A 26,055-nucleotide genomic window follows, 5' to 3' on the forward strand; every position below is an offset into this window, starting at 1 on the left:
GATTTAAGCTCGCTCTTGCGATTTATGGTATTCGTTGAATGCCGCGCGGATTTCAGCAGGCACCCGGACCGCGCGGCCCGTCTCGGTGATGCAGGCAAGGCGGACGCGGATCCTCGCCAGTTCGGTACCGTCGCGCATCACCAGCTGCTCGGCATCGACCGTTGCGCCGCCGAGCTCGAGAATGCGGGTTTCCACGTCGAGCAGATCGTCGAGCCGGGCCGGGCGGAAATAATCGACCTCGCAGTGGCGAACCGCGAAGCTGCACCGGAACCGGTTAACCATGTCTGAATGCGGGGCGCCTGCCTCCCGCATCATCTCGGTCCGCGCCCGTTCGGCGAACTTCAGATAGTTGGCGTAATAGACGATCCCGCCGGCGTCGGTATCCTCGTAATAGACCCGGATCGGGAAGCGATGGGCGGCCCCGGAAAGGACCTGGGGAGAGGCGGCGGCGTCACTCATCCGTCACCTCTTCCAGCATGTCGAGTTGTGCGATAACCGTCTTCGGCGGCGTCAGGCCGAGATAGCGGAACCCGTTCCCGGTCAGCAGGCGGCCGCGCGGCGAACGCTGGAGCAGGCCCTGCTGAATGAGATAGGGCTCGATGACCTCCTCCAGCACGTCGCGCTGCTCGGAGAGCGCGGCGCTCAGCGTCTCGACCCCCACCGGTCCGCCGCCGTGATGGTCGGCGATGCAGCGCAGATAGCGCCGGTCCATGGCGTCGAGCCCTTGAGCATCGACGTCGAGGCGCATCAACGCCGCATCGGCCGCGACGGCGTCGACCGTCGTCGCCCCGGCGACCGCGGCGAAGTCGCGGACCCGGCGCAGCAGCCGCCCTGCCACGCGCGGCGTTCCGCGCGCGCGGCGGGCGATCTCCGCCGCCCCGCTCGCCGACAGGTCCATGCCGAGCAGGCGTGCGCCGCGGCGGATGATCTGCTCCAGCTCCTCCGGTGTGTAGAACTGCAGACGCAAGGGGATGCCGAACCGCTCGCGCAGCGGCGTCGTGATCAGCCCCGAGCGGGTGGTGGCGCCGACCAGCGTGAATTGCGGCAGATCGATGCGGACCGAGCGGGCAGCCGGCCCCTCGCCGATGATGAGGTCGAGCTGAAAATCCTCCATCGCCGGATAGAGGATCTCCTCGACCGCTGGATTCAACCGGTGGATCTCGTCGATGAACAGCACATCGCGCGGCTGCAGGTTGGTCAGGAGCGCGGCAAGATCGCCGGCACGCGCGATCACCGGGCCGGAGGTGGCGCGGAAGCCGACGCCGAGCTCGCGGGCGACGATCTGGGCGAGCGTCGTCTTGCCCAGGCCCGGCGGCCCGAAGAACAGCACATGGTCGAGCGCCTCGCCCCGCGCGCGCGCCGCCTCGATGAAGACCGCAAGATTATCGCGCAACTGCTGCTGGCCGGTGAATTCGGCCAGGCTGAGGGGGCGCAACGCCGCCTCGGGTGCATCGTCCGCGGCAGACTCTGCCGCGATGATTCGGGCGTCGCTCATTGGTGCACCTTGGCGCTTAGCTCCTTCAGGCCGGCCCGGATGAGGGCGTCGATCCCGGCATTCGGGCCGAGCTGCTGGGCGGCCTGGGCGACCGCGCCGAACGCCTCAGCGCGGCGATAGCCGAGATTGACGAGGGCCGACACCGCATCGGCGATGGGACCGGCCGCGCCGGCCGAGGTCGAGATTGCCGCGGCGACCGCCGGCTCGAGCGCCATTCCGGTCACCTTGTCGGCGAGCTCCGCGATGATCCGGCCGGCCAGCTTCGGACCGACGCCCGAGGCCCGGGTCAGGCTCGTCTTGTCCTTCGCGACGATCGCCTGCATCAGCTCGTCCGGCGACAGCACGCCGAGCAGGGCCAGCGCCATTCGCGAGCCGACGCCCTGAACCGTGGTCAGGAGGCGGAAGCAATCCCGCTCGGCCGCGTCGGCGAAGCCGTAGAGGTGGATATAGTCCTCGCGCACATGCGTCTCGATCAGCAGCGTGACGCTTGCGCCGGTGCTTCCCTGGCAGCCGAGCGTGCGGCCCGAGCAGAAGACCAGATAGCCGACCCCGCCCACGTCGATCACCAGCGAGTCCGTAGCGGTCGAATCGAGAATGCCGGTGAGCTTGGCGATCACCGAACGCCGCCTTCCTGCGTCTTCAGGGTCGGCGCGGCAGACCCGCCCCAGCGCCGCGCCGTGGCATCATGATGCGCATGGCAGATCGCCACGGCCAGCGCGTCGGCGGCATCCGCCGTGGCCAGCTCACAGCCGGGCAGCAGCATCCGCACCATCATCTGAACCTGCTCCTTGCCGGCGTGACCGGCGCCGACGACCGATTTCTTGATCAGATTGGCGGGGTACTCGGCAACCGGAAGCCCGGCCAAGGCGGGCACCACCAGCACCACGCCGCGGGCGAGGCCCAGCTTCAGCGTCGAGGTCGGGTTCTTGTTGACGAATGTCTCCTCGACCGCCGCCGCATCGGGCCGATACAGGCGGATGACCTCGGTCAACCCGTCATGCAGCTGCACCAGACGCTGGGCCAGCGGCAGACCTCCATCGGAATGAATCGCGCCATCGGCGACGTAGCGGAGCCGCGACCCCTGTGATTCGATCACTCCCCAGCCGGTATGACGCAGCCCCGGATCGAGTCCCAGCAACCGCATCAGAACCCGCCTCGCTCGACAACTCGCTCGACAAGGAGAAGCAGCACGGTCTTCGTCGCTCAGGCGGTGAGGCGCGCCAGAACGTCTTCGGCGACCTCGAAATTCGCCGAAACCGTCTGGACGTCGTCATTGTCTTCCAGCACGTCGAGAAGCTTGAAGAGCGTCTGGGCGGTGTCACCGTCGACTGACACGGTGTTCGTCGGCCGCCAGCTCAGCCGCGCCTGCCCCGGCGCGCCGAACTTCGCCTCGAGCGCGTCGCGGACCGAGGAGAAATCGTCCGGCGCACAGGTGACCTCGTGACTTTCGGCATCGCTCTCGACATTGTCCGCCCCCGCTTCCAGGGCGGCCTCGAACATCGCATCGGCCGACGCGACCTCGAGCGGATAATGGATCACGCCCTTCCGCTCGAACATGAAGGACACGCTGTTCGACTCTCCGAGATTGCCGCCGAACTTCCCGAACGCGGCCCGCACCTCCGAGGCCGTGCGGTTTCGGTTGTCGGTCAGCGCCTCGACGATGACCGCGACCCCGCCCGGGCCATAGCCTTCATAGCGGATCTCCTCGTAGTTCTCACCGTCGGCCCCGCCGGCGCCGCGCTTGATCGCCCGCTCGATCGTATCCTTCGGCATGTTGGCATCGCGCGCGGCGGTGACCGCCGCCCGCAGCCGCGGATTGCCGTCGGGATCCGGAAGGCCGGTCCGCGCAGCCGTCGTCAACTCGCGAATGAGCTTGGTGAAGACCTTGGCGCGCTTGGCATCCTGCGCGCCCTTTCGGTACATGATGTTCTTAAACTGGGAATGGCCAGCCATATGTCATTAGCCCCCGAATTCAGCGGATTCCGTGGTGCAGTCTACCACAGGCTCTAGCGTACGATCCGATCAGGTTGACCAAGCCTGGACGGTGAATCGTCCTCTAACTCAATTAGAGACTGATTCACCGATCACATCGGTTCGATGTGATCGGATCAGGCTCTAGTGTGATGATTCCGGCGCCTGCTTCCAAGCGTCGGAAGTCGAATCACACCCGACTCCGAAATCGGCGGCCCGTTCACGCCGGCACCTGGGAACCAGACGCTAGCGACGGGACGCCGGATATCTACCGATTCCGCGGCCGCCACACCTAACCAGCCAATATGGCAAGATTTTGGCGTGTCCTCTTGCCACTGGTCCTTCGCATGCGCTGAGGCTGCAACGCGGCGATCGGCAATCGTCGACGCGCTTTTACCCGATCTTTACCAGCGGTCGTCAAGATTTTGCGCGATCGTCCCGGAAATCGAGGAGGAGTCGGCCATGGGCCCGCCGAACGACCTGCCGCAGGTGGCAAACGCCAACATCGCACCGATTGCGCCTCAGTCGATACAGCAGCAGATCGAGGAACTTGCGCTCTGCGTCGACGAGATCACCACTCAGACGGCGCTGAGCAGCTTGACCACCATCCTCGAAGCGGCAACCGCGGATGACGACAGCAGTGCCGTTCGGGCATCCGCCGTCGCCACCGAGCTAGCCGAGGGCGCCGAGGCGCTCGAAGCCCATATCCGCCGCTTGATCGCCGCTGCCACCTCGACCTGACGGGCCTCAACGAAAGCCTTCGATCGCGATTCAGCCGGCTGCCCCGTCAATCGGCCCAGTTCAATCGGCCAGTTCAATCGGCCAGTGCGGAATCAAGCGGCCCGCCACGCGCAGCGGCGCGACCTGCCGCGCTAGCCCGGTCTTGTCGTCCGTCTCCACGAACACGGCGCAGAGCGTCGCCGGGCCTTGCGCCGGCGCCATCCGCTCCGTCGGCATCTTTCGGGTGAAGCGCGCGACGGGGACCGCCTTCTCCATGCCGATCACCGAGTCATAGTCGCCGCACATCCCCGCATCGGTCTGGTAGGCGGTGCCTTTGGGCAGGATCTGGCTGTCGGCGGTCGGCACATGGGTATGCGTGCCGACGACGAGCGAGGCGCGGCCGTCGGCGAAATGCCCCATCGCCATCTTCTCGCTGGTCGCCTCGGCATGGACATCGATGACAACAGCGTCGGCGGTGCCGGCCAGACGATGGATCGACAGCTCACGCTCGACGGCGGCGAACGGGTCGTCGAGCGGATCCATGAACAGCCGCCCCATCACGTTCATGACCATGACCTTGCGGCCGCGCGCCGTCTGGAACAGGCCGACCCCGCGACCCGGCGTGCCCGCCGGAAAGTTCTGCGGCCGCAGCAGCCGCGGGTCGCGATTGATGAAGCCCATCGTCTCGCGCTGGTCCCAGACGTGGTTTCCGGTGGTGATCGCATCGACGCCGGCGGCATAGAGCTCGGCGCAGATCCTCTCGGTGATGCCGAAACCGCCGGCCGCGTTCTCGCCGTTGACGATGACGAAATCGAGCGCGAGTTCCTGGCGCAGCCGCGGCAGATGCTCGCGAACCACGTCACGGCCCGACCGCCCCACCAGATCGCCACAGAACAACAGCCGCATGTTCAATCTTTCTTCTGCATAAGGTTTCGAGGCTTGGCTCTCGCGCGTTGACGGCGGGGCACCGGCGCGTCCTTAAGCCGGTCGCCCTTCGGCCGGTCGAACCGCCGCCCGCTCGGTCACCAGCCAGTCCAGCCGCTGGTCCGTCGGCTCGCGCGGCACCGTCGGCAGCTCCTGGCTGGCGTAGGCGAGGCCCACTGCCAGAACCGGGCCGCCGCGGCGCAGTTTCTCCAGCGTCCGGTCGTAGAAGCCGCCGCCATAGCCCAGACGGTAGCCGGCCCGGTCGAAGGCAAGCAACGGCGCCAGCACCACTTCAGGCACCACCTCGGCCGCGTCGGGGCCGGGCGTCATCACCTTGAAGGAGCCGACCACCAGATCGGCGTCCGGATGCCAACGCCGGAAGATCAGCGGCGTTGCGCGCGCGGTGACCACCGGCAGCCCAATCACATGACCGGCTGCCGCGAGCCGGCGCAGGATCGGCCGCGGATCGATCTCGTCGGCCAGCGGCCAGTAGCCGGATATGACGGCCCCCGCCGCCAACGGGACAGTCCGGAGGAAATGCTCCGCCGCCGCCGCGCCCGCCTCGGCCGGCGGCAACGCCGCGGCCGCTGCTTTGCGCCGCGCCGCCGCATCGGCTCGCAGTGCGCGCTTCGCATCGATCAGCGTCTCGGCGGGCAGGGGATCGCCCGGAATGTCGGAGGGCGAGTCGGCGGCAGTGTCGGTCACGATTTGGCGCGCCCTCCGGCGGGACGATGTGGGCGGGACCGCCTCGGCCGGTGGCTTATGCGGATCCTCTGTGGCCTGCTTACGCAGGTGGGCGCCATGTACCGAGGCCAAGACCCCGGCAGGGACAGCTCCCTAGAGGTGTATATTGGCCCCAGGGATCAACAGCCTATCGAACCGAACAGCACCCGCCCGACCGCTATTTAGGCAGACTCGAGGCGCGCGGCAATACCTTCGATCCGTTCCGCGAGCCTTTCGATCGCATCGGCCAGCGCATCTTCGCCCGCAGTCGATCGATCGCCCGCCTCGGATTGCAGCCTCGCGACTTCCTTATAGCTCTCCGACAATTCATCGGCGATGAGCAGGCCAGCCATCAGCAGCAGGCGATTTTCGCCGATCTGCCCAAGCGAAGCGACGAGGTCGTCGACACGCTGCGCGATTGCCGACCCCAGCACCCGAAGATGCTCTTCCTGGCCTTCCCCGCAGGCGACATCGTAGCTGCGCCCGTTCACCACCAAGGGAACAGTAGGCATGTCAGACTTCCATGAACGATCGGATGCGGCCGATCACGGCATCGAGACGCGACGATACCGTGTTGGCCTCGGCCCGAAGGGTGGCGTGATCGGCGCGTAGGTCGCGTAGCTCGGTCGTGAGTTGCTCGCGTTCCGCCACGATTTCATGTCCGCGCGACTCCAGGCCGGCTTCAAGGCGATGGATAGCCGCATCGAGACGGTCCATGGCGACGTTCAGGCGGGACATTGCAGCGGTTTCGGCTCTGTTCGCAATGATTTAATCATGTTCCTTAAGGGAAACTACAATAGGTCCGCGTTCACGGCCGCGTCAACCGGCGCTTCGCCCTACGAGATCCCTAACTTGAAGGTTGACGACCGCCGGACCGGGCGGCATTTTGCGCCGTCCGAGCGCCGGGACACCACGCGCACCCGGCCCCCCTTTCCTCACGCCCGAGAGCGCCAGATGGACGCTGCCAGATCCCGCCGTTCCGCCGATACTGCCTCGGCCACCGCCGGCTATCGCGACATGCACCGCGACATGGCCAACGCGATTCGCGCGCTCGCCATGGATGCGGTCGAGCAGGCGAACTCCGGCCATCCCGGAATGCCGATGGGCATGGCCGACGTCGCCACGGTCTTGTTCACGCGCTTCCTGAAGTTCGATCCCGCGCACCCGCAATGGCCGGATCGCGATCGCTTCGTGCTGTCGGCCGGCCACGGATCGATGCTGCAATATGCGCTCCTTTACCTGACGGGCTACCCGGATATGACGCTGGAGGAGCTGAAACGGTTCCGACAGCTCGGCAGCCGAACTGCCGGTCATCCGGAATATGGCCATGCCGCCGGCATCGAGACGACGACCGGGCCGCTCGGGCAGGGTCTTGGCAACGCCGTCGGCATGGCGCTGGCCGAGCGGCTGCTGGCGGCGCAGTTCGGCGACGACCTGGTCGATCACTACACCTATGTCCTCGCCGGCGACGGCTGCCTGATGGAAGGCATCAGCCATGAGGCGATCTCGCTCGCCGGGCATCTGCGGCTGAATAAGCTGATCCTGCTGTTCGACGACAACAAGATCACGATCGACGGGCCGACCTCGCTGTCCACTTCGGAGGACCAGCTTGCCCGCTTCGAGGCCGCCGGCTGGGCGGTGCAGGCGGTGGACGGGCACGATCCGGACGCCATCGCCGCCGCGATCGAGGCGGCGCATCGCAGCGACCGTCCGTCGCTGATCGCCTGCCGCACGGTGATCGGCTATGGCGCACCGACCAAGGCCGGCACCGCGGCGACCCATGGGGCCGCGCTCGGCAAGGCCGAGGTCGCCGGGGCGCGCGAGAAGCTGGGCTGGCCGCATGCGCCGTTCGTCCTGCCCGATCCGGTCCTGTCCGCCTGGCGTGCCGCCGGCAGCCGCGGCGCCGGGAGCTATCAGGCTTGGTCGGACCGCCACGCCCAGCACGCCGAGCGGGCAGAGTTCGACCGCCGCATCGACGGGGCGCTGCCGGAAGCCTTTGCGCCGGCGCTCGCCGAGCTGAAGCGTGCGATCACGGCCGAGGCGCCGAAGCTGGCAACGCGGGTTTCCTCTCAAAAAGTGCTGGATGCGCTCGCGCCCGTTCTGCCGGAATTGATCGGCGGCTCCGCCGACCTCACCGGCTCGAACAATACGAAGGCCGGGGCGATGAAGCCGGTGACCGCTGATGATTTCGGCGGCCGCTACATCTATTACGGCGTGCGCGAGCACGGCATGGCAGCGGCGATGAACGGTCTCGCGCTGCATGGCGGCACGATCCCTTATGGCGGCACCTTTCTGGTCTTTACCGACTATTGCCGGCCGTCGATCCGCCTGTCGGCGCTGATGGGGCAGCGCGTGATCTATGTCATGACGCACGACTCGATCGGCCTCGGCGAGGACGGGCCGACCCACCAGCCGGTCGAGCATCTGGCCAGCCTTCGAGCGATGCCGAATCTGCAGGTGTTCCGCCCGGCCGATACGGTCGAGACGGCGGAATGCTGGGCGCTGGCGTTGGCCAGCCATAACCGCCCGTCGGTGCTGGCGCTCAGCCGCCAGGCCCTGCCAGCGGTGCGGCGGACGCATAGGGACGAGAATCTCTGCGCCCGCGGCGGTTATGTCCTCGTCCCGGCGGATGGCGATCGGCAGGCGACCCTGCTGGCGACCGGCTCGGAAGTGAGCCTCGCGCTGGAGGCGCGGGACAAGCTGCAGGCCGAGGGCATCGGCACGGCGGTCGTCTCGCTGCCCTGCTGGGAGCTGTTCGATACGCAGCCCGCCGCCTACCGCGCGACGGTCCTGGGGCCGGCCCACGGCATCCGAGTCGCGGTCGAGGCGGCCTCGCCCTTCGGCTGGGAACGCTATGTCGGACCGGAGGGCGCGGTGATCGGCATGACCGGCTTTGGCGCTTCGGCCCCGGCGGGCGATCTCTACAAGCATTTCGGCATCACCGCGGAGCATGTCGTTGCGGCGGTGAAGGCGCGCGTCTAGATAAGTCTGTGAAGAGCCGGGCGTACCGGCAGTCAACCGGTTGGAGGAGTCATGGCAGTACGTGTCGCTATCAACGGGTTCGGCCGGATCGGCCGATTGGTGCTGCGCGCCGCCCACGAGACGCAGCGCGAGGATATCGAGTTCGTCGCAATCAACGATCTGGGCTCCGTCGAGGCGAACGCCCATCTGCTGAAATACGATTCGATCCACGGCCGCTATCCCGGTCCCGTCGAGGCCGATAAGGATTCGATCCGCCTCGGCAACAAGTCGGTACGGGTCCTGGCGGAGCGTGAGCCGTCGAAGCTGCCCTGGAGCGATCTCGGCGTCGATATCGTGATGGAGTGCACCGGCCGCTTCGCCAAGCGCGATGCCGCCGCGCAGCATATCGAAGCCGGCGCCAAGCGCGTGCTGATCTCCGCCCCGGCGAACGACTCCGACATGACGGTCGTCTATGGCGTCAACCACCAGAAGCTGAACGAGACTCACCAGGTCGTCTCCAACGCCTCCTGCACGACCAACTGCCTGGCCCCGGTCGTCCATGTGCTGCACCAGGCGATCGGCATTGAGCGCGGCTACATGACCACCATCCACTCCTACACCGGCGACCAGCCGACGGTCGATACCCTGCACAAGGATCTGCACCGGGCCCGCGCCGCGGCGGTGTCGATGATCCCGACGACGACCGGCGCCGCCCGCGCGATCGGCCTCGTCATCCCCGACCTCAAGGGCAAGCTGGATGGCGCCTCCATCCGCGTTCCGACGCCGAACGTCTCGCTGGTCGACTTCAAATTCACCACCAAGCGGCAGACCTCGGCCGAGGAGATCAACGAGGCCATCACCGCCGCGGCGGCAAGCGGGCCGCTGGAGAACATCCTCGCGGTCAATCGCGATCCAGTGGTCTCCGTCGACTTCAACCACAATCCCGCCAGCTCGACCTTCGACCTGCCGCATACCCAGGTGATCGACGGCGTCTTCTGCCGCGTGATGGCCTGGTACGACAATGAGTGGGGCTTCTCCAACCGCATGAGCGACACCGCCATCATCATGGGCGGGCTCGGCTGAGCGGCCTTACGACGGCGGCAAAAGAGCCATTCGCTTGAAATGTGGAATCTGACGGCCGACGAGCGCGCCTCGCCGGCCGTCAGATCTTGCAGCATCCGGATTACGCGGCCGTCCGGCCGTCATAGGCCGCCTTGAGACCGGCGATATCGAGCTTGATCATCTGCAGCATCGCCTGCATGACCCGCTGTGCCTTGGCGGGATCGGGATCGCTCAGCATCTTGCTGAACACGGTCGGCACGATCTGCCACGAAACGCCGTAGCGGTCCCTGAGCCAGCCGCACTGCTCGACCGAACCGCCGTCGGACAGCGTGTCCCACAGCCGGTCGACCTCCGCCTGATCGGCGCAGTCCACGTGGAACGAGACGGCATGGGTGTATTCGAAGCGCGTACCGCCGTTGAGCGCCATGAAGCGCTGGCCGGCGAGCGTGAAGTCGACGACCAGCACGCTGCCGGCCTTTCCGGCAGGACGGTCCGCCACGTTCCTCTGTATGTGGTCGATGCGCGAATCGGGGAGCAGCGAGACATAGAATTTTGCTGCCTCCTCGGCCTCGCCGTCGAACCACAGGCATGGCGATATCTTGGACACGGGTGAATCCTTTCGTGATGGGTTGGAAAGGGAGGCCGGGCTGGCCGGGCGCGGGTCAGGCCTTGGCCATCTCGGATTGCGCGGCCATCGCCGCCTCGACGTCCATCCACATCACTTCCCAGATGTGGCCGTCCGGATCTTCGAAGCTGCGGCCATACATGAAGCCGTAGTCCTGCTTCGGGCATGGATCGATGGAGCCGCCCGCCGCCTCGGCCTTGCCGACCATCGCGTCCACGCTGTCGCGGCTGTCGGCGGAGAGGCAGATCAGCACCTCGCTGGTCGTCTTCGCGTCGGCGATCTTCTTGGGCGTGAACTGGCGGAACTTGTCGTGGGTCAGCAGCATCGCATGGATCGTCTCGGAAAAGACCATGCACGACGCCGTCCCGTCGCAGAATTGCTCGTTCTTCTCGGCGCCGACGGCCTCGTAGAAGGCGGTCGCGCGCTCAAGGTCGCTGACGGGCAGGTTAACGAAGATCAGTTTGGACATAGGAAGCTCCCCTCGATTGACTCGACCAGAGGACGATCGGAGGGACGGGAATCCGACAGCCGATAGGAAAAAGTTTGCCGGCTGTCGAATTTTCGCCGGTGGCGAATATGTGAGCTCGGCCCGCCCAGCATCCGCAGGTTAGGTTAATGGCCGGTCCGGCGACCGCGCCTTTTTCATTTTACCTCCGCCCCGTTATCATCCGCCCTATGAGGGGGCCCGCGGTGATCATCCATGAGCTTGCCGATGCGAAGGCGGCGCTGGCGGCGGCGGCTGAACTCGGCCTGCCGGTCACGCTGCTGAGCGCGCCGGGCGGAGCGGCCTATCTCGGCGCCGGCTGGTTCGACGCCGTGGTCCGCCAGGCCTGCGCGGCCTTTCCGGATGTACCAGTTGCGGCCGTGCTCGACTGCGGCGACCGGGCCGACCTGGCGCAGGCGGCGTTGCGCCAAGGCCTCAAGGAGATCTGCTTCCACGGCCCTGCCGGCGTCGCCGCACGGCTTGTCGACATCGCCCGGCAGCAAGGCGCCATCCTGCATCGTCGACGACCGCCGGCCCTGGACCTGTTCGGGGTTACGGATCGGCTTGCCGCCTGCCGCGCATGGCTCGCGGAACAGACACACTAAGCGCGGCGTTCGTTACGGGGGGGCCAGTTGGGGGCGATCAGTTGAAAAGCGGCCGAGGCTCGGCTATTGAGAGCCCATAATCCAGAGCTATTCCAGCCAGACACGGGAGCGTTCGAGAGGAATCGTCATGAACATCACGCCAGCCGTCCGCAAGATCCTGTCGAACTATGAGAGCGACAATCCGGGAACCAAGGCCAATCTGGCCCGGATCCTGATGCAGGGCCGCCTTGGCGGCACCGGCAAGCTTCTGATCCTGCCGGTGGATCAGGGCTTCGAGCATGGCCCCTCGCGCAGCTTCGCGCCCAACCCGTCGGCCTATGATCCGCAATATCATTTTCAGCTCGCCGTCGATGCCGGGCTCTCGGCCTTCGCCTCGCCGCTCGGCATGATCGAGGCCGGCGCCGACAGCTTCGCCGGGGCGATCCCGACGATCCTCAAGGTGAACAGCGCCAATACTCTCTCGGCGGCCAAGAACCAGGCGATCACCGGTTCCGTCAGCGACGCGCTGCGGCTCGGCTGCTCGGCCATCGGCTTCACCATCTATCCCGGCTCCGACGACGCCTACGACATGATGGAGGAGATCCGCGAGATGGCCGAGGAGGCCAAGTCGGTCGGCCTCGCCGTGGTCATCTGGTCCTATCCGCGCGGCGGCAAGCTGTCGAAGGAAGGCGAGACGGCGATCGACATCACCGCCTATGCGGCGCATATGGCGGCCCTGCTCGGCGCCCATATCATCAAGGTGAAGCCGCCGACCGACTTCCTCGAGCAGGACGAGGCCAAGAAGGTCTATGAGAAGCAGGGGATCGATGTTTCCTCGCAGGTCGCCCGCATCGCGCATATCGTGCAGGCCTGCTTCAATGGGCGTCGCATCGTCGTCTTCTCCGGCGGGGCGGCCGGCGACATCGAGAGCGTCTATGAGATGAGCCGGGCCATTCGCGACGGCGGCGGCAACGGCTCGATCATCGGCCGCAACACCTTCCAGCGGCCGCGCGAGGAAGCGCTCGCGATGCTCGACAGGATCGTGAAGATCTATCAGGGCGAGGTCTGAGCGGCCTCGCCTCCGCTGATCCGAGGGCGCCGACCCTGAGCGACATCGACGCCGACTTCCCGGGCTGCCGGCTCTATCTGGTGACTCCGCCGGGGCTGGCCTCCGGCGGACTCGACCCGCAGGCGTTCGCGCCGATTCTGGCTGGCGCCCTCGATGCCGGCGATGTCGCCAGCCTGCTGCTGCGTCTGCCGGGCGCTTCCGATGACGTGGTCCGGCGCGCGGCCGATCTCTTGCGCCCGATCGCCCAGGATCGCGACGTCGCCTTCCTGTTGAACGACCGTCCCGACCTTGCGGTCGAGACCGGGGCCGACGGCGTCCATCTCGAGGATGAGCGCGCGAACCTTACCGCCGCGCGCCGGCTCCTCGGGCCGGACTCCATCGTCGGCGCGGCCGGCGATCTCGAGCGTCACCGCGCCATGGTCGCCGCCGAGCGCGGCGCCGACTACATTGCTTTCGGCCGGTTCGATGGGCCGGAGGAGCCCGCTCCGGAAGACGATGCGGCACTCGCCGAACTCATCGGCTGGTGGAGCGAGCTGATGACCGTGCCGTCCGTAGCTCTCGGTGCCTTCACGCCGGCAAGCTGCGAGTCGATCGTCCGCGTCGGCGCCGACTTCCTGACCGTGGGATCCGGCGTCTGGGATCACCCGGACGGTCCCGCCGCAGGCGTACGGGCCTTCCTTGCCGCAATCGACGCCGCGCAGCGGTAAAATCCGAGTCTATTCAGCCGCTCCGTCCACGGTGCCGGCGAGCCTTCATCACGTTGCCGCAATTCCGCATATCGCACCACCGGCGAGAGCGATTGCGGCTGCGGTCAACGAACAGCCAACGACAGTCGGCATTGGCGCACTCTCGTAAACGGTTCACGTCCTCGCCATTCAGCAGGTCGAAGGCTGACCATGCAACCGGCCAGAGCACCCGGTCCGGTACGTCTGCAGCACCTGCCCAGTCGCGCGTGAAGCCACCAGACTCGGGCGTCAGGCGCGTCCGGGCGAGCAATCCGAACATATGGCGATTCAGCGTGCTAAGTGCCTCCGCGGTCGGGGAATGGTGGCCCGCTGCCGCCGAAGCGACGTTGTAGATCGCCTCGCGCAGGCTTAGGGCTCGGCCAAGGGTCGTCCTCGCGGCGGCCGGCTCCATCGCCGCGCGGGCGAGGAGGCGATCCGCCGCCGTGCTGTCCAAGGCGCCCGCGCGCTTAGCCCACCATACGAGATCCTCGTATGTCGCGAGCCAATCATGGACGCGCTCGGTGCCTCGCCAATCCACAGTGTTCGCGAAATCGAGGCAGAGAGCGCCGCCGACGAGCAGCATATCATCCGCTTCCGATACGCGGTCGCGCATTCTTGCCCTCTCCCGGGAACGTAACCCTCGTTTGCTTGTTGGAGGGTTACGCAGCTTTTGGCAGCGTAATTCGCTTAACTCTATTTGGTGATAACGAACCGTGCGGCAAAGGTCGTCTAAAAGCCACCTCGGCGCGGAACGAATGGCGGAGCGACAGCCCGCCCGGTCTCGGGGGCCAATGCGCCACGGCGCCGGCGTGTCGTGGCGTGCGATCATCGCGGTGATCGCCTGCGTCAGTGTTTTCGACGTGACGCTCGGCCTCACCTACCCGCTGCTGTCCCTTATTCTGGAAGCGCGGGGTGTCGAGGCGGCCACCATCGGGCTCAACGCCGCGATGACGCCGCTGGGCATTATTCTCTCGGCGCCCATCATTCCTGAGGTGGGGCGACGTATCGGGACCTGGCGCTTGGCCGCCCTCTGCACCGTCGCAACCGCGCTGCTGCTGATCCTCTTCAAGCTGTTTCCCGCCCTGTCCGTCTGGTTCGCCCTGCGCTTTCTTCTGGGCGTCACGATCAACGGCCTCTTCATCATCAGCGAGGCTTGGATCAACGAGCTCGCCGCGGGACCAACGCGCGGGCGCGTCATGGGGCTGTACACGACCGTGCTCTCGCTCGGTTTCGCGGTCGGGCCATTTCTCCTTCCCGCGACCGGCATAGAGGGCTGGCTTCCCTTTCTGGTCGGGGCCGCCTGCGCGATCGCGGCGCTGGTGCCGCTCGCCCTCTCGCGCGGCGCGATACCAGTCCCGAAGCGGGAAGCACAGGCATCGCTCCTGCACTTCCTGACGCGGGCGCCGACGCTGCTCGCCGCCGTTGCCGCTTTCGGCGTGTTCGATGCGGCGACGCTGTCCCTGCTGCCGCTCTATGGCCTGCGTAACGGCCTGGACGAGGCGACCACCGCCTACGCCCTTGGGGTTCTGATCGCCGGCAACGTCTTCCTGCAATATCCGCTCGGCTGGCTGGCCGACCGACTGCCGCCGCGAGCCTTGATGGCCGGCTGCGCCGTCGCAACGGTGCTTGGCAGTCTGTTGCTGCCGGCGGTCATCGCATCCCCGCTTCTGCTGTGGCCTCTCCTGTTTCTCTGGGGCGGAGCGGCGTTCGGCGTCTATACGCTCGCGCTGGCGGAACTCGGCCACCGCTTCTCGGGCGCGCTGCTCCTCGCCGGTGCCGCGGCATTCTCGGCGATCTGGGGCGCCGGAGCCATCCTGGGCCCGCCCCTTGCGGGATTGGCGATGGAACATCTCGGCCCCGACGGTTTACCCGTCACGCTCGGCCTTGCCTATCTGACCCTGGCGCTCGCTCTGGCTGGCCGGTGGCGCTGAGTCGCCGTGGATCTTTTCCAAAGACAAATTGTCCAGATCATGATATAAGGATATCTTTATAACTCATTCTCTCCTGAGAAGCAGAGTCAGGAATGGGGTCGAGGCCGTACGCATTGGACGATCACGAGACGATGAGGCTGCTCGCCGGCCTGCGCGCCGCGGCCGAGCCGACGCGGCTGCGGCTGCTGGCGCTCTGCGCCGCCGGCGAGCTGACGGTCGGCGAACTGGCGCAGGTCCTGGGGCAGAGCCAGCCACGGGTCTCGCGCCATCTGAAGCTGCTCTGCGACGCCGGCCTGCTCGAGCGTTTCCCCGAAGGCAGCTTCGTATTTCACCGGCTGGCCGATACCGGGCCGAATGCGGCGCTGGCCGAGCGGCTCGACGCCTTGATTCCGCGCGGCGACAGCACATTCCGTCTCGATCGCAACCGCCTCGTCGCGATCCAGCGGGCGCGGGAACAGACGGCGGCGGCCTATTTCCGCGACAATGCGGCCCGCTGGGACGAACTCCGCTCGCTCTATGTCGACGAGGCGGAGGTCGAGGAGGCCTTGCTCGCCCTGCTTCCGCTGAACTCTGCGGACGATCTGCTCGACATCGGCACCGGCACCGGCCGGATGCTGGAGCTGTTCGGCCCGCGGGTGGCGCGGGCCATCGGGATCGATCAGTCGCGCGAGATGCTGGCGATCGCACGGTCCCGCCTGGAGCGCGCGCGCCTCGCCAACTGTCGCGTCCGCCGCACCGATATGTACAACCTGCCCTGGCCGGGGCCGAGCTTCGATGCCGTCACGATTCATCGGGTGCTGCATTTCGCGGAAGACCCAAGCCGCGCGATCGCCGAGGCGGCGCGGGTGCTGCGGCCGGGCGGGCGCCTGGTCGTGGTGGATTTCGCCCCGCACGCGCTGGAGGCGCTGCGGACGGAGCATGCGCACCGCCGGCTCGGCTTCGCCGACGAGGAGGTGAGCGGCTGGTGTCGTGATGCCGGCCTGCAGGTGCATCCGACCCGCCATCTGCCGGGCAGCCGGCTGACCATCAGCATCTGGCAGGCGGCCCGCCCGGCCGAGCACGGTTCCGGCAAACGCCGCCCGGCACAGGCCACTGGCGAGCATGACCATCCACAGGTTTCGCAGGAGGTTGGCGTATGACCTTGCATCTGAACCGCGCTCCGTCGCGGCGCACCGCCCCTCCCTTCCCCTCCGGTGCGGCGCTTCCACATGTCTCGTTCGAGTTCTTCCCGCCGAAGACGGAGGCGATGGCGACGCAGCTTTGGGCGGCGGTGACGGCGCTGGAGCCGTTGAGCCCGCAGTTCGTGTCCGTGACATACGGCGCCGGCGGCACCACGCGGGAGACGACCCATGACACCATCATCCGGATACGGCGCGAGACCTCGCTCACGCCCGCCGCGCATCTGACCTGCGTCGGCTCTCCCCGATCCGAGATCGATGAAATCGTCCGGCGCTACTGGCAGGCCGGCATCCGCCATCTCGTCGCGCTGCGCGGCGATCCCCCGGCCGGCAGCGACGGCTATCGCGCGCATCCCGAGGGGTACGCCTACGCCGCCGACCTCGTCGCCGGCATTCGGCGGGTCGCCCCGTTCGAGATCAGCGTCGCCGCCTTTCCGGAAACCCACCCGGAGGCGGTCAGCGCCGGCGCCGATCTCGACAATCTGAAGCGAAAGCTTGACGCCGGCGCGACCCGGGCGATCACCCAATATTTCTTCGACCCCGATCTGTTCCTGCGGTTCCGCGACCGGGCGCGCCGCGCCGGCATCACGGCGCCGATCGTGCCGGGTATCCTGCCCGTGACGAACTTCGCCCAGGTCGCCAGGTTCAGCCGGCAATGCGGCGCGTCGATCCCGGGCTGGCTGGCCGATCTGTTCGACGGCCTTGACGACGACCCGGAGACCCGCAAGCTGGTCGCCGCCATGGTGGCCACGGAACAGTGCCGCGCCCTGCAGGCGGAAGGCGTCGACGCCTTCCATTTCTACACACTAAACCGCGCCGACCTGATCCTCGGCATCTGCCGACGGATGGGCCTCAAGCCGGCGCCGGCCGAAGGGCTTTCGACGAACTGGTCGGCGCAGCCCGCGCCGCCCGCTTTCGATCCCAACGTTCCCTGATTCGCTTCGCGGCGGGCGCCTACTCCCCCATTTACTCCCCTTGGGCAAGCTGGTAGGGTCCGCGCCGCATTTCCCCCAACAGCCTCAGGGAACGGGATTTTCCGCATGAAGATCAATGGCAATGCCATCCGTCCGGGCAACGTCATCGAGCATAACGGCCGCCTTTGGCGGGCCGTGCGCATCCAGCATACCCAGCCGGGCAAGGGCGGCGCCTATCTGCAGGTCGAGCTCAAGGACATCCGCGACGGCACGAAGCTCAACGAACGGTTCCGCTCGAGCGAAACGGTCGAGCGCGTGCGCCTGGACGAGCAGCCCTATCAGTTCCTCTATCGCGACGGCGACCAAGTGACCTTAATGGACAACGAGACCTTCGAGCAGATCACGGTCAGCGACGACATGATCGGCGAGCCGGCCGTGTTCCTGCAGGAGGGCATGGAGGTGATGGTGATGAGCTATGAGGGTGAGGCGCTCAGCGTCGAGCTGCCCGACATTGTCACCATGCGCATCGTCGAGGCCGATCCGGTGGTGAAAGGGCAGACCGCCTCCTCGTCCTACAAGCCGGCGAAGCTCGAGAACGGCGTGCGCGTGATGGTGCCGCCGCATATCGAGTCCGGCGTACGCATCGTCGTCAACACCGCCGACGCGACTTACGTCGAGCGCGCGAAAGACTAGCTGGAACGTCGCGAGACGGTGAGAGCCGGCCGCCCGGTTCCGCCACAGCCTTCGAACGAGAGCGAGTACAGCCCATGGCGACCCGGTCCGCCATAATCAACGTGATGTCCCGTGCCGCCGACAAGGCCGCGCGCGGGCTGAGGCGCGACTTCGGCGAGGTCGAGCATCTCCAGGTCTCGATGAAGGGGCCAGCCGATTTCGTCTCGGCCGCCGACCTCAAGGCAGAGCGGGTCCTGCGCGAGGAGTTGCGCAAGGCGCGGCCGACCTATGGCCTGGTCATGGAGGAAGGCGGCCACACCGCCGGCGAAGACCCGAATCACCGCTGGATCGTCGATCCGCTCGACGGCACCACGAATTTCCTGCACGGGCTGCCGCATTTCGCGATTTCGATCGCGCTCGAGCGCGAGGGAGAGATCGTCGCGGGGCTGATCTTCGACCCGCTCAAGGACGAGATGTTCTGGGCGGAGAAGGGAATCGGCGCTTTCCTGAACGATCACCGCCTGCGCGTGTCCTCGCGCCGCAATCTCGATCAGGCCGTGCTCGCCACCGGTTTCCCGTTCCGCGCTCAGGCGGAGCGCCCGACCTTCCTGGCGCAGCTGGACGCCGTGATGGGCGCCACGGCAGGCGTCCGCCGCTTCGGCTCCGCCTCGCTCGACCTCGCCTATGTCGCCGCCGGGCGCTATGACGGGTTCTGGGAGAACAGCCTGTCGCCGTGGGATATCGCGGCCGGCATCCTCATCGTTCGCGAGGCCGGCGGCTATGTCAGCGAGATCGGCGGCGGGTCGGACATGATGACGAGCGGCAGCATCCTGGCCGCCAACGACCGGCTGCACGCGCCGATCGGCCGCCTGCTGCGCGACGCGGCGGCCCGCTGATCGACCTCCGTGACCGGCAACAGAGACAGATCAGGTCCTGAATTCTGAATTTATTAACCTATTTTCGACAGGTATCATCCTGTACATGGGGCGCGGCGCGATGATGAATCAGCGGCGCCAGGGTCATTATTCGATCGAGCAGGGCGGACGCAGTACCCGCATGAACGTTCGCGGCCTCTGCAGAATCGTTGAAGGAAGGCCTGCAGACCGGGTAGATATCATCCCGCAAAGCCAATGACTCATCGCCGTTCGGCGGTTCCGGTCTGACGAATCGTCGGCAGCAGGAGTGTTCATGACACGTCCGAAGCGTTATCTCGTCTTGATGGCCGTCTGCGTCGCGGCCGTCCTATTGCTCTCCGCCATTCTCTATCCGCAGCTCCACAGCGCCTTCATGAACAATCCCGCCCTGAACGGCGGCATCCTGATCGTGGCGCTGATCGGGATCGTCTATCTGTTCTGGCAGGTCCTGCGGCTCTATCCGGAGGTCACCTGGCTCGAAAGCGTGATGCGGGGCGAGCGAATGCTGTCGAGCGACACCGCGCCCCGGTTGCTGGCCCCGATGGCGGCGATGATCGGCGAGCGCAAGGGGCGGCTGAGCCTCTCGGCCATGTCGCTTCGATCGCTGCTCGACGGGATCAACGCACGATTGTCCGAGTCGCACGACATCTCCCGCTACCTGATCGGGCTGCTGGTCTTCCTGGGTCTGCTCGGCACCTTCTGGGGCCTGCTCGGCACGATCAGCGCGGTCGGCGAGGCGGTTTCCCGGATCTCGGTCGGAGCCGGCGACGCGAACCTGCTCTTCAGCGAGCTGAAGGAAGGCCTGCAGGCGCCGCTCTCCGGCATGGGCACGGCCTTCAGCTCGTCGATGTTCGGCCTCGCCGGCGCGCTGGTGCTCGGTTTTCTCGAGCTCCAGGCGGGCCAGGCGCACAACCGGTTCTTCAACGAGCTGGAGGATTGGCTGGCCGGACAGACGCGGCTGTCGGGCGGCGGACCGGTCGGCGACGGCGAGCAGCCGGTTCCAGCCTATATCCAGGCGCTGCTGGAACAGACGGCCGACAGCCTGGAGAACCTGCAGCGCACGATGACGCGCGGCGAGGAAGGCCGGATTCAGGCCAACAATAACCTGAAGACCTTGACGGACCGGCTCGGGATGCTTACCGACCAGATGCGCGCCGAACAGCAGCTGATGGTCAAGCTGGCGGAGAACCAGACGGAGATCCGGCCGATGATCGCCCGCCTGGCCGACTTGGCCTCGCAGGGCGGCTTCGGCATCGATGAAGCGAGCCGCCACCATATCCGCAACGTCGATCTCCAGATGAACCGCTTGATCGAGGAGCTGTCGCTCGGCCGCCAGTACACCGTGCAGGAGCTGCGCAGCGAGATAAAGCTGCTGGCCCGCACCATCGCCGCGATCGCCGAGGAGGGCGAGCGCTGAAGCGCAGCCCTCTGCCTCGAATTCGAGGCCGACGGGAATCCTGAGGATAAATCGCCATGGCCCTTCAAGGACGCAGGACCAACCGCTCCTTCGACATCTGGCCGGGATATGTGGATGTCCTCAGCACGTTGCTGATGGTCATCATCTTCGTGCTGATGGTCTTCGTCATCTCACAGTTCTTTCTGAGTAATGCCCTAAGCGGCCGCGAACAGGCGCTCGAGCGCCTGAACCGGCAGGTCACGGAATTGAGCGAGCTGCTCTCGCTCGAGCGCGCGAGCAGCGCCGATCTCAGGATCAACATGGCCGAGCTGTCGTCCGAGCTGCAGAACTCGATCACGGCGCGGGACAACCTGAACCGTCAGCTGACGGTCGTGATCGGCGAGCGGGACGCACTCGCCGCCAGCTTGGCCGAAGCCAACGCCAGCCAGGCGGAAATCGAGGCGGCCCGCAAGGCGATGGACGAGCGGCTCGCCGTGCTCCTCGCCGAGCGCGACAAGCTCGACTCCAGCCTTGCCCAGGCGACCGCGGAGCTGGAGGAGGCTGACCGGCGGCTGGAAACGACCACTGAGGCGAAGGCGAAGGTCGAGGCGGAGCTCGAGGACGCCTACAAGGTGATCGAGGCCGACCGCGCCAAGATCGAGGCAATGCTCGGCGATATCGCGACGCTGGAAAGCCTGCGCGACGAACTCGAGGCGAAGGTCCTGACGACGACGGAGCAGGCCGAGCAGGAGCTCGCCGCCGAGCGCGAGATCTCCGAGGAATCGCGGCGCCAAGTCGCGATCCTGAACCGCCAGCTCGACTCCGTGCGGGCGCAGCTCTCGCGCCTCGCGGCGGCGCTCGAGGCCTCCGAGGCGAAAGCCAGGGAGCAGGAGGTCCAGATCGCCGACCTCGGCAGCCGCCTCAATCTCGCGCTCGCCAGCAAGGTCGAGGAGCTGGCGCGTTACCGCTCGGAGTTCTTCGGGCGGCTGCGCGAGGTCCTCGGTGACCGGCAGGACATCCAGATCGTCAATGATCGCTTCGTCTTCCAGTCCGAGGTGCTGTTCGAGTCGGGTTCGGCGGACCTCGAGCCGGCCGGCCGCGAGCAGCTCGCCCGGTTCGCAGACACGCTGCTGGAGATCGCCGCGAAGATCCCGGACGACATCGAGTGGCTGCTTCGGGTGGACGGCCATACCGACAAGCGGCCGATCAACACGCCCGAGTTCCCGTCGAACCTGCATCTGTCGACGGCCCGCGCCATCTCCGTGGTCCGCTTCCTGGAGAGCCAGGGCGTGCCGTCCGAGCGCATGGTGCCCGCCGGCTTCGGCGCCTACTACCCGCTCGACCCAGGGGACGACGAGATCGCCCACCGCCGCAACCGCCGCATCGAGCTGAAGCTGGATCAGCGGTAGGGGTGCGGGGCCTCTTCGTCGAAATCGAAAAATAACCCCATGCAAAGGGGAAAGCGACATGGGAAATGTCGCTTTTGCAACAGTCCGCCCGCGCATGCTTGAGCGCCATCGCTGGGACGCTCCACATAGACGCACCGTCGCGATCACGCGCGCGGCGATTCGCCTTCATCCGAGCCTACCCAAGCTGACCGGTGACCGATAACGGGCCAGGCCCCTACCAACCTGCGGGTCGCGTCCTCACCGGGATGAGCTTGCAACCACAGGAATAGGAACCCGATCACCGGGAGCAGGAGGTCCGTATAGAAGATCACGCCGGCATTGCCGGCGCGAAGTTGCCGGCCGATATCATCTCCTGAACATGCACGCCAGCCGCGCCCCGCGCTGCCCGAACCGCAGCGGAACGGCAACGCGCCAAGTCCCACTGCAGCTTCGCCGGCCGGTGTGGGCGCACCGGTGGCATCTCGGCTTTATAGGCTAGGCGAATCGCCCCGTTTCAGCCCCGCCCCTAGGACACCGCCCGATCCGGGCTACGGTCAGGGGGGCGGTCGCTCCCCTGACCCGCCAGCGCCTCGGCCTGGTCGAACTGGAGGGCGGCGAGGCGGGCGTAGAGGCCGCCTTGGCGGATCAGCTCCGCATGAGTGCCGGAGGCCACGATGCGGCCGCGATCCATCACCAGGATGCGGTCGCATTTCAGCACGGTGGCGAGGCGGTGGGCGATGACCAGGGTCGTGCGCCCGACCATCAGCTTATCGAGCGCCTGCTGCACCATGCGCTCGCTCTCGGCGTCGAGCGCACTGGTCGCCTCGTCCAGGAGCAGGACGGCCGGATCGCGCAGGATCGCCCGGGCGATCGCGATGCGCTGCTTCTGCCCGCCCGACAGCCGCACGCCCCGCTCGCCGAGATGGGTCGCGAAGCCCTGCGGCAGGCGGTCGAGGAACTCGGTGGCGTAGGCCGCTGTGGCCGCGGCGCGAATCTCCGCCTCCGACGCGTCCGGCCGACCATAGCGGATGTTCTCCCAGGCATCGGCCGCGAAGATCACCGGCTCCTGCGGGACCAGCCCGATCCGGGCGCGGACCGCCGCCGGGTCGGCCGCGCGGAGATCGACCCCGTCGAGCCGGACCTCGCCGGCCTGCGGATCGTAGAACCGCAGCAGGAGCTGGAAGACCGTCGTCTTGCCGGCGCCCGACGGGCCGACCAGCGCCAGCTTCTCGCCCGGCGCGACGGCTAGGTCGATCCCCTCAAGCGCAGCGCCGTCCGGCCGCGAGGGGTAATGGAACAGCACGCCGCGGAACGCGACGGCGCCGCGCGGCGGCTCCGGCAATGCCACGGGCCGCGCCGGCTCGGTGATCTCGGGCTCGGTCCCGAGCAGCTCCAGCAGCCGCTCCATCGCGCCCGCCGCGCGCTGCAGATCGCCGATCACCTCGCTGATCGCGCCGACCGACCCGGCGACGACGATGGCATAGAAGACGAAGGCGGAGAGCTGGCCCGGGCTGATCCGCCCGGCCAGCACGTCATGGCCGCCGATCCACAGGATCGTGCTGACGGCGCCGAAGACCAGAAGGATCACCACCGCGGTGAGGATGGCGCGGGCGCGGATGCGCGCGACGGCGGTGCCGAAGGCGGCCTCGATCCGCGCGGCGAACCGGGCGCGATCCACCGGCTCATGGCCGAAGGCCTGGACCGTCTGCATCGCATGCAGCGTCTCGTCGGCATAGGCGCTGACGTCGGCGACGCGATCCTGGCTGGCGCGCGAGAGGCGCCGGACCTTCCGGCCGAACAGGAGAATCGGCAACAGGACGAGCGGCACCACGAGGAAGACGAGGCCGGTCAGCTTCGGGCTGGTGACGACCAGCATGACCGTGCCGCCGATCAGCAGCAGCATGTTCCGTAGCGCGACGGAGACCGACGACCCCACGACCACCTGCAACAGCGTGGTATCGGTCGTCAGCCGCGACAGAACCTCGCCGGTTCGGGTCACCTCGAAGAACCGCGGACTGAGACGGACGACACGGTCGAAGACCGCGCGGCGGATGTCGGCGACGACCCGCTCACCCACCCAAGAGACGAGATAAAAGCGGCCGAAGGTGGCGGCGGCCAGGAGAGTCGTCACGACGAACAGAATCACCACGGCCCGGTCGAGAAGCGCCGCATCGCCGGCCCCGAACCCCTCGTCGACCAGCGTGCGGAGCCCGTGCCCCAGGGCGAGCACCGTCCCGGCGGCGACGGTGAGCGACAGGAGCGCTCCCACGAGCGGCAGCTTGTAAGGCGCCAGGAAGCCGGCCAGGTGGCGGAGCCGCGACAGCCGGCGGCTGGACGGCCGGTCAGCGGCGTTTTCGGCCCCAGGGGTAGGCACAGAAGCCGGCATGGCCGGGCCGGAGGCACGTCCGGTGTTCTGTCGCATCATCGAACCCGATGGAGAAGGACTGCGGAGACTGGCTGTCCGGACACTCGTTTCACTCGCGGGGCTGGGGGTGCGGATGGCCGGATCGCGACGCCCCGCACGCCGGAACACCCATGGTAAAAATCCGTTCAGGCAAGGACATCGGCACGGCAAACCGGCGGCTATCCCTATCCCAGGCCTACCGGAATGGCAAGCGGGGGTCGGGACAAGGCACCGCGGCGCTTGCCTCGCCGGAGCGGCTTCGCTATATAACCGCGTCCTGAAGGAGCGGCGCCATGAAGAAAGACATCCATCCCGACTACCACGAAATTACCGTCCTGATGACCGACGGCAACAGCTTCACGACCCGGTCAACCTGGGGCAAGGCGGGCGATACGTTGCGGCTCGACATCGATCCCAAGTCGCACCCGGCCTGGACCGGCGTTCATCGCCTGCTCGACAGCGGCGGTCAGCTCGCCAAGTTCAACAAGCGGTTCCAGGGGCTCGGCCTCAAGAAGTAGCGGCCGGCCGGTATCTGGCAGGGGCGGCTCTCTTGTGGCCGTCCGGTTCGGATGCCAGCCAGGAGGGCGCCCACGAAGGGGCGCCCTACACCCGGCCCCTACGATGCGGCCCCTACGATGCGGATGAGGGTTTTCGTCCGACTGCGCCCTTAATCCACGGACTTCGGCTGCGACTCCCGGGCCGGCAGGCTCAGCGGCGGCTGGTCCGCGGCCTCGCCCTCGGCGCGCAGGTCCACCATCTCGTCGAGACGCGCGATGCGGGTATAGAGATTGAAGCTGCGGTCGAGCAGGTCCTGCAGCTGCGGCGGCAGAACCAGATCGCCCCAGCTGTCTCGGGTCGTGCAGACCTCGCGGCCGCCGAGCCGGTGCTCCGGGCGTGTCGCCTCGGCCGCCGTCATCTCGCCGGCAAGAACGGCCTTCTGAACCAGCAGCCATGCCATGATCTGGGTCATCCTGGCCGTGAGGCGCATGGTCTCGCAGCTCATCACGAGCTGGATCAGCGGTCGCGGCTCGCTCGCACCCAGCCTGTCCCGCGTGGCGATGTAGTTGCGCGCCTCGACAAGCAGGTTGAGCGCCTCGTCGAAGGTCCGGTCAAAAAAGGACACGGACGCCCTGCCGTTGTTCACGCCGAAGTCACTCCCCGGCTGTTCCTTGAATTGCGATCTGCCGCGAATCGAAGTCTGTCGGCGGCCGATGCTAAGTCGCTGCCATTAACATCCCCTTTACCGGCCCTTTACCGGCAAGGCAAGCCGGTTGGCCAGGGGCGCCCGGCCAACCGGGCTCTTCCGGACCCTCTTGAAATGTCTGGGACCCTGCTTATCTCAGGGCTGCGGCCGGATGCCTTGAAGGGTCCGGCCGGAGATCCAACGGGTCGGCAGAATTGTGCCCGTTTAACCATGTTGCTCAATGGAGGATATGGCATGCGAAATTACGATCTGAGTCCCCTGTTCCGCTCCACGGTCGGATTCGACCGGATGACGCGCCTGCTCGACGCCGCGACCCGGCTCGACGACAGTGCGCTCTCCTACCCGCCCTACAATATCGAGAAGACCGGCGAGAATGCCTACCGGATCACCATGGCGGTGGCCGGCTTCGGCGAGGATGACCTGAACATCACCGCCCAGGAGAATTCGCTGGTGATCTCCGGCAAGGTCGACAAGCCGGAAGAGGAGCGGAAGTTCCTGTATCGCGGCATCGCCGGCCGCGCCTTCGAGCGCCGGTTCGAGCTTGCCGAACACATCAAGGTCACGGGTGCGAGCCTGGCCAACGGTCTGCTGCATGTCGAGCTCGTCCGGGAGATCCCCGAGGCAATGAAGCCGCGCAGCATCAAGATCGAGGCCAAGGCGGACAAGGCGCAGGTGATCGAAAACAAGGCGGCCTAACCGCCTGAACCGACA

The 26,055-nt window shown here is 67.0% G+C and carries 29 protein-coding genes and 1 other RNA gene; 15 read left to right on the top strand and 15 right to left on the bottom strand.

The genetic code is table 11. The annotated features are described in order from the left end of the window. Positions 1–3: 3 nt before the first annotated feature. The 5 genes from ybgC to DT069_RS10430 are packed head-to-tail and all read right to left on the bottom strand — an operon-like array spanning position 4 to position 3,448. Positions 4–459 (bottom strand): tol-pal system-associated acyl-CoA thioesterase, encoded by a 456-nt coding sequence (ybgC, locus tag DT069_RS10410; RefSeq protein WP_119460246.1) that lies wholly within the window; start codon positions 457–459, stop codon positions 4–6. Beyond that, on the bottom strand, positions 452–1,495 hold the full coding sequence (gene ruvB / locus DT069_RS10415; protein ID WP_119460247.1) for a Holliday junction branch migration DNA helicase RuvB: 1,044 nt from the start codon (positions 1,493–1,495) through the stop codon (positions 452–454). The genes ybgC and ruvB overlap by 8 nt, the downstream gene beginning before the upstream one ends. Next, positions 1,492–2,112, bottom strand: a complete 621-nt coding sequence (gene ruvA / locus DT069_RS10420; RefSeq protein WP_119460248.1) for a Holliday junction branch migration protein RuvA — start codon at positions 2,110–2,112, stop codon at positions 1,492–1,494. Before ruvA ends, ruvB begins: the two co-directional genes overlap by 4 nt. Then, a complete protein-coding gene (gene ruvC / locus DT069_RS10425; RefSeq protein WP_119460249.1) occupies positions 2,109–2,639 on the bottom strand; it encodes a crossover junction endodeoxyribonuclease RuvC in 531 nt (176 codons plus the stop codon). The genes ruvA and ruvC overlap by 4 nt, the downstream gene beginning before the upstream one ends. Before the next feature lie 59 nt (positions 2,640–2,698). Next, positions 2,699–3,448, bottom strand: a complete 750-nt coding sequence (locus DT069_RS10430) for a YebC/PmpR family DNA-binding transcriptional regulator (protein ID WP_119460250.1) — start codon at positions 3,446–3,448, stop codon at positions 2,699–2,701. Positions 3,449–3,928: 480 nt separating this feature from the next. Here DT069_RS10430 and DT069_RS10435 point away from each other — a divergent pair, with 480 nt between their 5' ends. Next, positions 3,929–4,207 carry a hypothetical protein gene (locus tag DT069_RS10435; RefSeq protein WP_119460251.1) on the top strand — a complete coding sequence of 93 codons (279 nt, stop codon included), beginning with the start codon at positions 3,929–3,931 and terminating at the stop codon, positions 4,205–4,207. A gap of 60 nt (positions 4,208–4,267) precedes the next feature. Here the strand turns inward: DT069_RS10435 and DT069_RS10440 are convergent, their stop codons facing one another. From DT069_RS10440 to DT069_RS10460, 5 genes are all read right to left on the bottom strand, one after another. Further along, complete coding sequence (locus tag DT069_RS10440) at positions 4,268–5,092, bottom strand: TIGR00282 family metallophosphoesterase (RefSeq protein WP_119460252.1); 825 nt, start codon at positions 5,090–5,092, stop codon at positions 4,268–4,270. A 72-nt stretch (positions 5,093–5,164) separates the two neighbouring features. Beyond that, positions 5,165–5,815: a 5-formyltetrahydrofolate cyclo-ligase gene (locus tag DT069_RS10445; protein ID WP_425450148.1), complete on the bottom strand. Its 651-nt coding sequence runs from the start codon at positions 5,813–5,815 to the stop codon at positions 5,165–5,167. Positions 5,816–5,846: 31 nt separating this feature from the next. Then, a non-coding RNA gene (ssrS, locus tag DT069_RS10450) (6S RNA) lies at positions 5,847–6,003 on the bottom strand. 12 nt (positions 6,004–6,015) lie between these two features. Then, a complete protein-coding gene (locus DT069_RS10455; protein WP_119460253.1) occupies positions 6,016–6,345 on the bottom strand; it encodes a cell division protein ZapA in 330 nt (109 codons plus the stop codon). Between the two features lies 1 nt (position 6,346). Beyond that, positions 6,347–6,571 (bottom strand): hypothetical protein, encoded by a 225-nt coding sequence (locus DT069_RS10460; protein ID WP_119460254.1) that lies wholly within the window; start codon positions 6,569–6,571, stop codon positions 6,347–6,349. A gap of 279 nt (positions 6,572–6,850) precedes the next feature. Here DT069_RS10460 and tkt point away from each other — a divergent pair, with 279 nt between their 5' ends. Together tkt and gap are read left to right on the top strand one after the other, a co-directional pair. Then, a complete protein-coding gene (gene tkt, locus DT069_RS10465; RefSeq protein WP_119460445.1) occupies positions 6,851–8,815 on the top strand; it encodes a transketolase in 1,965 nt (654 codons plus the stop codon). Positions 8,816–8,866: 51 nt separating this feature from the next. Further along, positions 8,867–9,877 (top strand): type I glyceraldehyde-3-phosphate dehydrogenase, encoded by a 1,011-nt coding sequence (gene gap, locus DT069_RS10470; RefSeq protein ID WP_119460255.1) that lies wholly within the window; start codon positions 8,867–8,869, stop codon positions 9,875–9,877. A gap of 100 nt (positions 9,878–9,977) precedes the next feature. Here the strand turns inward: gap and DT069_RS10475 are convergent, their stop codons facing one another. Together DT069_RS10475 and DT069_RS10480 are read right to left on the bottom strand one after the other, a co-directional pair. Beyond that, positions 9,978–10,463: a VOC family protein gene (locus DT069_RS10475; protein WP_119460256.1), complete on the bottom strand. Its 486-nt coding sequence runs from the start codon at positions 10,461–10,463 to the stop codon at positions 9,978–9,980. Positions 10,464–10,518: 55 nt separating this feature from the next. Beyond that, a complete protein-coding gene (locus DT069_RS10480) occupies positions 10,519–10,950 on the bottom strand; it encodes a VOC family protein (RefSeq protein ID WP_162913119.1) in 432 nt (143 codons plus the stop codon). Positions 10,951–11,171: 221 nt separating this feature from the next. Between DT069_RS10480 and DT069_RS10485 the strand changes: the two genes are divergently transcribed. The 3 genes from DT069_RS10485 to DT069_RS10495 all read left to right on the top strand — a co-directional run bounded on the left by DT069_RS10485 (position 11,172) and on the right by DT069_RS10495 (position 13,325). Then, complete coding sequence (locus tag DT069_RS10485; RefSeq protein ID WP_162913120.1) at positions 11,172–11,570, top strand: class II fructose-bisphosphate aldolase; 399 nt, start codon at positions 11,172–11,174, stop codon at positions 11,568–11,570. Between the two features lie 127 nt (positions 11,571–11,697). Further along, entirely contained in the window at positions 11,698–12,618 is a 921-nt protein-coding gene (locus DT069_RS10490; protein ID WP_119460259.1) for a class I fructose-bisphosphate aldolase, read from the top strand. Between the two features lie 80 nt (positions 12,619–12,698). Further along, positions 12,699–13,325, top strand: a complete 627-nt coding sequence (locus tag DT069_RS10495) for a thiamine phosphate synthase (RefSeq protein ID WP_425450149.1) — start codon at positions 12,699–12,701, stop codon at positions 13,323–13,325. A gap of 13 nt (positions 13,326–13,338) precedes the next feature. Here DT069_RS10495 and DT069_RS10500 read toward each other — a convergent pair whose 3' ends face one another. Next, positions 13,339–13,956 carry a CGNR zinc finger domain-containing protein gene (locus DT069_RS10500; protein ID WP_162913121.1) on the bottom strand — a complete coding sequence of 206 codons (618 nt, stop codon included), beginning with the start codon at positions 13,954–13,956 and terminating at the stop codon, positions 13,339–13,341. A gap of 178 nt (positions 13,957–14,134) precedes the next feature. Between DT069_RS10500 and DT069_RS10505 the strand changes: the two genes are divergently transcribed. From DT069_RS10505 to DT069_RS10535, 7 genes are all read left to right on the top strand, one after another. Further along, entirely contained in the window at positions 14,135–15,274 is a 1,140-nt protein-coding gene (locus tag DT069_RS10505; protein WP_162913122.1) for an MFS transporter, read from the top strand. A gap of 92 nt (positions 15,275–15,366) precedes the next feature. Further along, a complete protein-coding gene (locus DT069_RS10510; protein ID WP_425450150.1) occupies positions 15,367–16,413 on the top strand; it encodes an ArsR/SmtB family transcription factor in 1,047 nt (348 codons plus the stop codon). Then, complete coding sequence (gene metF, locus DT069_RS10515) at positions 16,410–17,387, top strand: methylenetetrahydrofolate reductase [NAD(P)H] (protein WP_119460262.1); 978 nt, start codon at positions 16,410–16,412, stop codon at positions 17,385–17,387. The genes DT069_RS10510 and metF overlap by 4 nt, the downstream gene beginning before the upstream one ends. Positions 17,388–17,492: 105 nt before the next feature. Beyond that, positions 17,493–18,059 (top strand): elongation factor P, encoded by a 567-nt coding sequence (gene efp, locus DT069_RS10520; protein WP_119460263.1) that lies wholly within the window; start codon positions 17,493–17,495, stop codon positions 18,057–18,059. Between the two features lie 74 nt (positions 18,060–18,133). Beyond that, positions 18,134–18,934 carry an inositol monophosphatase family protein gene (locus DT069_RS10525; protein ID WP_119460264.1) on the top strand — a complete coding sequence of 267 codons (801 nt, stop codon included), beginning with the start codon at positions 18,134–18,136 and terminating at the stop codon, positions 18,932–18,934. 292 nt (positions 18,935–19,226) lie between these two features. Beyond that, positions 19,227–20,369 carry a flagellar motor protein MotA gene (locus DT069_RS10530; RefSeq protein ID WP_119460265.1) on the top strand — a complete coding sequence of 381 codons (1,143 nt, stop codon included), beginning with the start codon at positions 19,227–19,229 and terminating at the stop codon, positions 20,367–20,369. Positions 20,370–20,425: 56 nt separating this feature from the next. Further along, on the top strand, positions 20,426–21,757 hold the full coding sequence (locus DT069_RS10535) for a peptidoglycan -binding protein (protein ID WP_119460266.1): 1,332 nt from the start codon (positions 20,426–20,428) through the stop codon (positions 21,755–21,757). Between the two features lie 505 nt (positions 21,758–22,262). Here DT069_RS10535 and DT069_RS10540 read toward each other — a convergent pair. After that, the gene (locus DT069_RS10540) at positions 22,263–24,122 is read right to left on the bottom strand and encodes an ABC transporter transmembrane domain-containing protein (RefSeq protein WP_425450151.1); all 1,860 of its coding nucleotides are present in this window, start codon (positions 24,120–24,122) and stop codon (positions 22,263–22,265) included. Between the two features lie 311 nt (positions 24,123–24,433). Between DT069_RS10540 and rpmE the strand changes: the two genes are divergently transcribed. Next, positions 24,434–24,658, top strand: coding sequence for a 50S ribosomal protein L31 (gene rpmE, locus DT069_RS10545; protein WP_119460267.1), 225 nt, complete (start codon positions 24,434–24,436; stop codon positions 24,656–24,658). Between the two features lie 149 nt (positions 24,659–24,807). On the opposite strand, the gene DT069_RS10550 is transcribed toward rpmE, so the two are convergent. Further along, positions 24,808–25,263: a DUF1465 family protein gene (locus tag DT069_RS10550; RefSeq protein ID WP_119460448.1), complete on the bottom strand. Its 456-nt coding sequence runs from the start codon at positions 25,261–25,263 to the stop codon at positions 24,808–24,810. A 315-nt stretch (positions 25,264–25,578) separates the two neighbouring features. Here DT069_RS10550 and DT069_RS10555 point away from each other — a divergent pair, with 315 nt between their 5' ends. After that, entirely contained in the window at positions 25,579–26,040 is a 462-nt protein-coding gene (locus DT069_RS10555) for an Hsp20 family protein (protein ID WP_119460268.1), read from the top strand. Positions 26,041–26,055: the final 15 nt, after the last annotated feature.

It is taken from the genome of Virgifigura deserti (assembly GCA_003576685.1).
Taxonomy (GTDB): domain Bacteria; phylum Pseudomonadota; class Alphaproteobacteria; order Dongiales; family Dongiaceae; genus Virgifigura; species Virgifigura deserti.

Bases quoted from the DNA above. Each gene is read 5' to 3' on its own strand.
- ybgC (WP_119460246.1), bottom strand. From the start codon at position 459: ATGAGTGACGCCGCCGCCTCTCCCCAGGTCCTTTCCGGGGCCGCCCAT.
- ruvB (WP_119460247.1), bottom strand. From the start codon at position 1,495: ATGAGCGACGCCCGAATCATCGCGGCAGAGTCTGCCGCGGACGATGCA.
- ruvC (WP_119460249.1), bottom strand. From the start codon at position 2,639: ATGCGGTTGCTGGGACTCGATCCGGGGCTGCGTCATACCGGCTGGGGA.
- DT069_RS10430 (WP_119460250.1), bottom strand. From the start codon at position 3,448: ATGGCTGGCCATTCCCAGTTTAAGAACATCATGTACCGAAAGGGCGCG.
- DT069_RS10435 (WP_119460251.1), top strand. From the start codon at position 3,929: ATGGGCCCGCCGAACGACCTGCCGCAGGTGGCAAACGCCAACATCGCA.
- DT069_RS10440 (WP_119460252.1), bottom strand. From the start codon at position 5,092: ATGCGGCTGTTGTTCTGTGGCGATCTGGTGGGGCGGTCGGGCCGTGAC.
- DT069_RS10455 (WP_119460253.1), bottom strand. From the start codon at position 6,345: ATGCCTACTGTTCCCTTGGTGGTGAACGGGCGCAGCTACGATGTCGCC.
- DT069_RS10460 (WP_119460254.1), bottom strand. From the start codon at position 6,571: ATGTCCCGCCTGAACGTCGCCATGGACCGTCTCGATGCGGCTATCCAT.
- tkt (WP_119460445.1), top strand. From the start codon at position 6,851: ATGCACCGCGACATGGCCAACGCGATTCGCGCGCTCGCCATGGATGCG.
- gap (WP_119460255.1), top strand. From the start codon at position 8,867: ATGGCAGTACGTGTCGCTATCAACGGGTTCGGCCGGATCGGCCGATTG.
- DT069_RS10480 (WP_162913119.1), bottom strand. From the start codon at position 10,950: ATGTCCAAACTGATCTTCGTTAACCTGCCCGTCAGCGACCTTGAGCGC.
- DT069_RS10490 (WP_119460259.1), top strand. From the start codon at position 11,698: ATGAACATCACGCCAGCCGTCCGCAAGATCCTGTCGAACTATGAGAGC.
- DT069_RS10500 (WP_162913121.1), bottom strand. From the start codon at position 13,956: ATGCGCGACCGCGTATCGGAAGCGGATGATATGCTGCTCGTCGGCGGC.
- DT069_RS10505 (WP_162913122.1), top strand. From the start codon at position 14,135: ATGCGCCACGGCGCCGGCGTGTCGTGGCGTGCGATCATCGCGGTGATC.
- DT069_RS10510 (WP_425450150.1), top strand. From the start codon at position 15,367: ATGGGGTCGAGGCCGTACGCATTGGACGATCACGAGACGATGAGGCTG.
- metF (WP_119460262.1), top strand. From the start codon at position 16,410: ATGACCTTGCATCTGAACCGCGCTCCGTCGCGGCGCACCGCCCCTCCC.
- efp (WP_119460263.1), top strand. From the start codon at position 17,493: ATGAAGATCAATGGCAATGCCATCCGTCCGGGCAACGTCATCGAGCAT.
- DT069_RS10525 (WP_119460264.1), top strand. From the start codon at position 18,134: ATGGCGACCCGGTCCGCCATAATCAACGTGATGTCCCGTGCCGCCGAC.
- DT069_RS10530 (WP_119460265.1), top strand. From the start codon at position 19,227: ATGACACGTCCGAAGCGTTATCTCGTCTTGATGGCCGTCTGCGTCGCG.
- DT069_RS10535 (WP_119460266.1), top strand. From the start codon at position 20,426: ATGGCCCTTCAAGGACGCAGGACCAACCGCTCCTTCGACATCTGGCCG.
- DT069_RS10540 (WP_425450151.1), bottom strand. From the start codon at position 24,122: ATGCCGGCTTCTGTGCCTACCCCTGGGGCCGAAAACGCCGCTGACCGG.
- rpmE (WP_119460267.1), top strand. From the start codon at position 24,434: ATGAAGAAAGACATCCATCCCGACTACCACGAAATTACCGTCCTGATG.
- DT069_RS10555 (WP_119460268.1), top strand. From the start codon at position 25,579: ATGCGAAATTACGATCTGAGTCCCCTGTTCCGCTCCACGGTCGGATTC.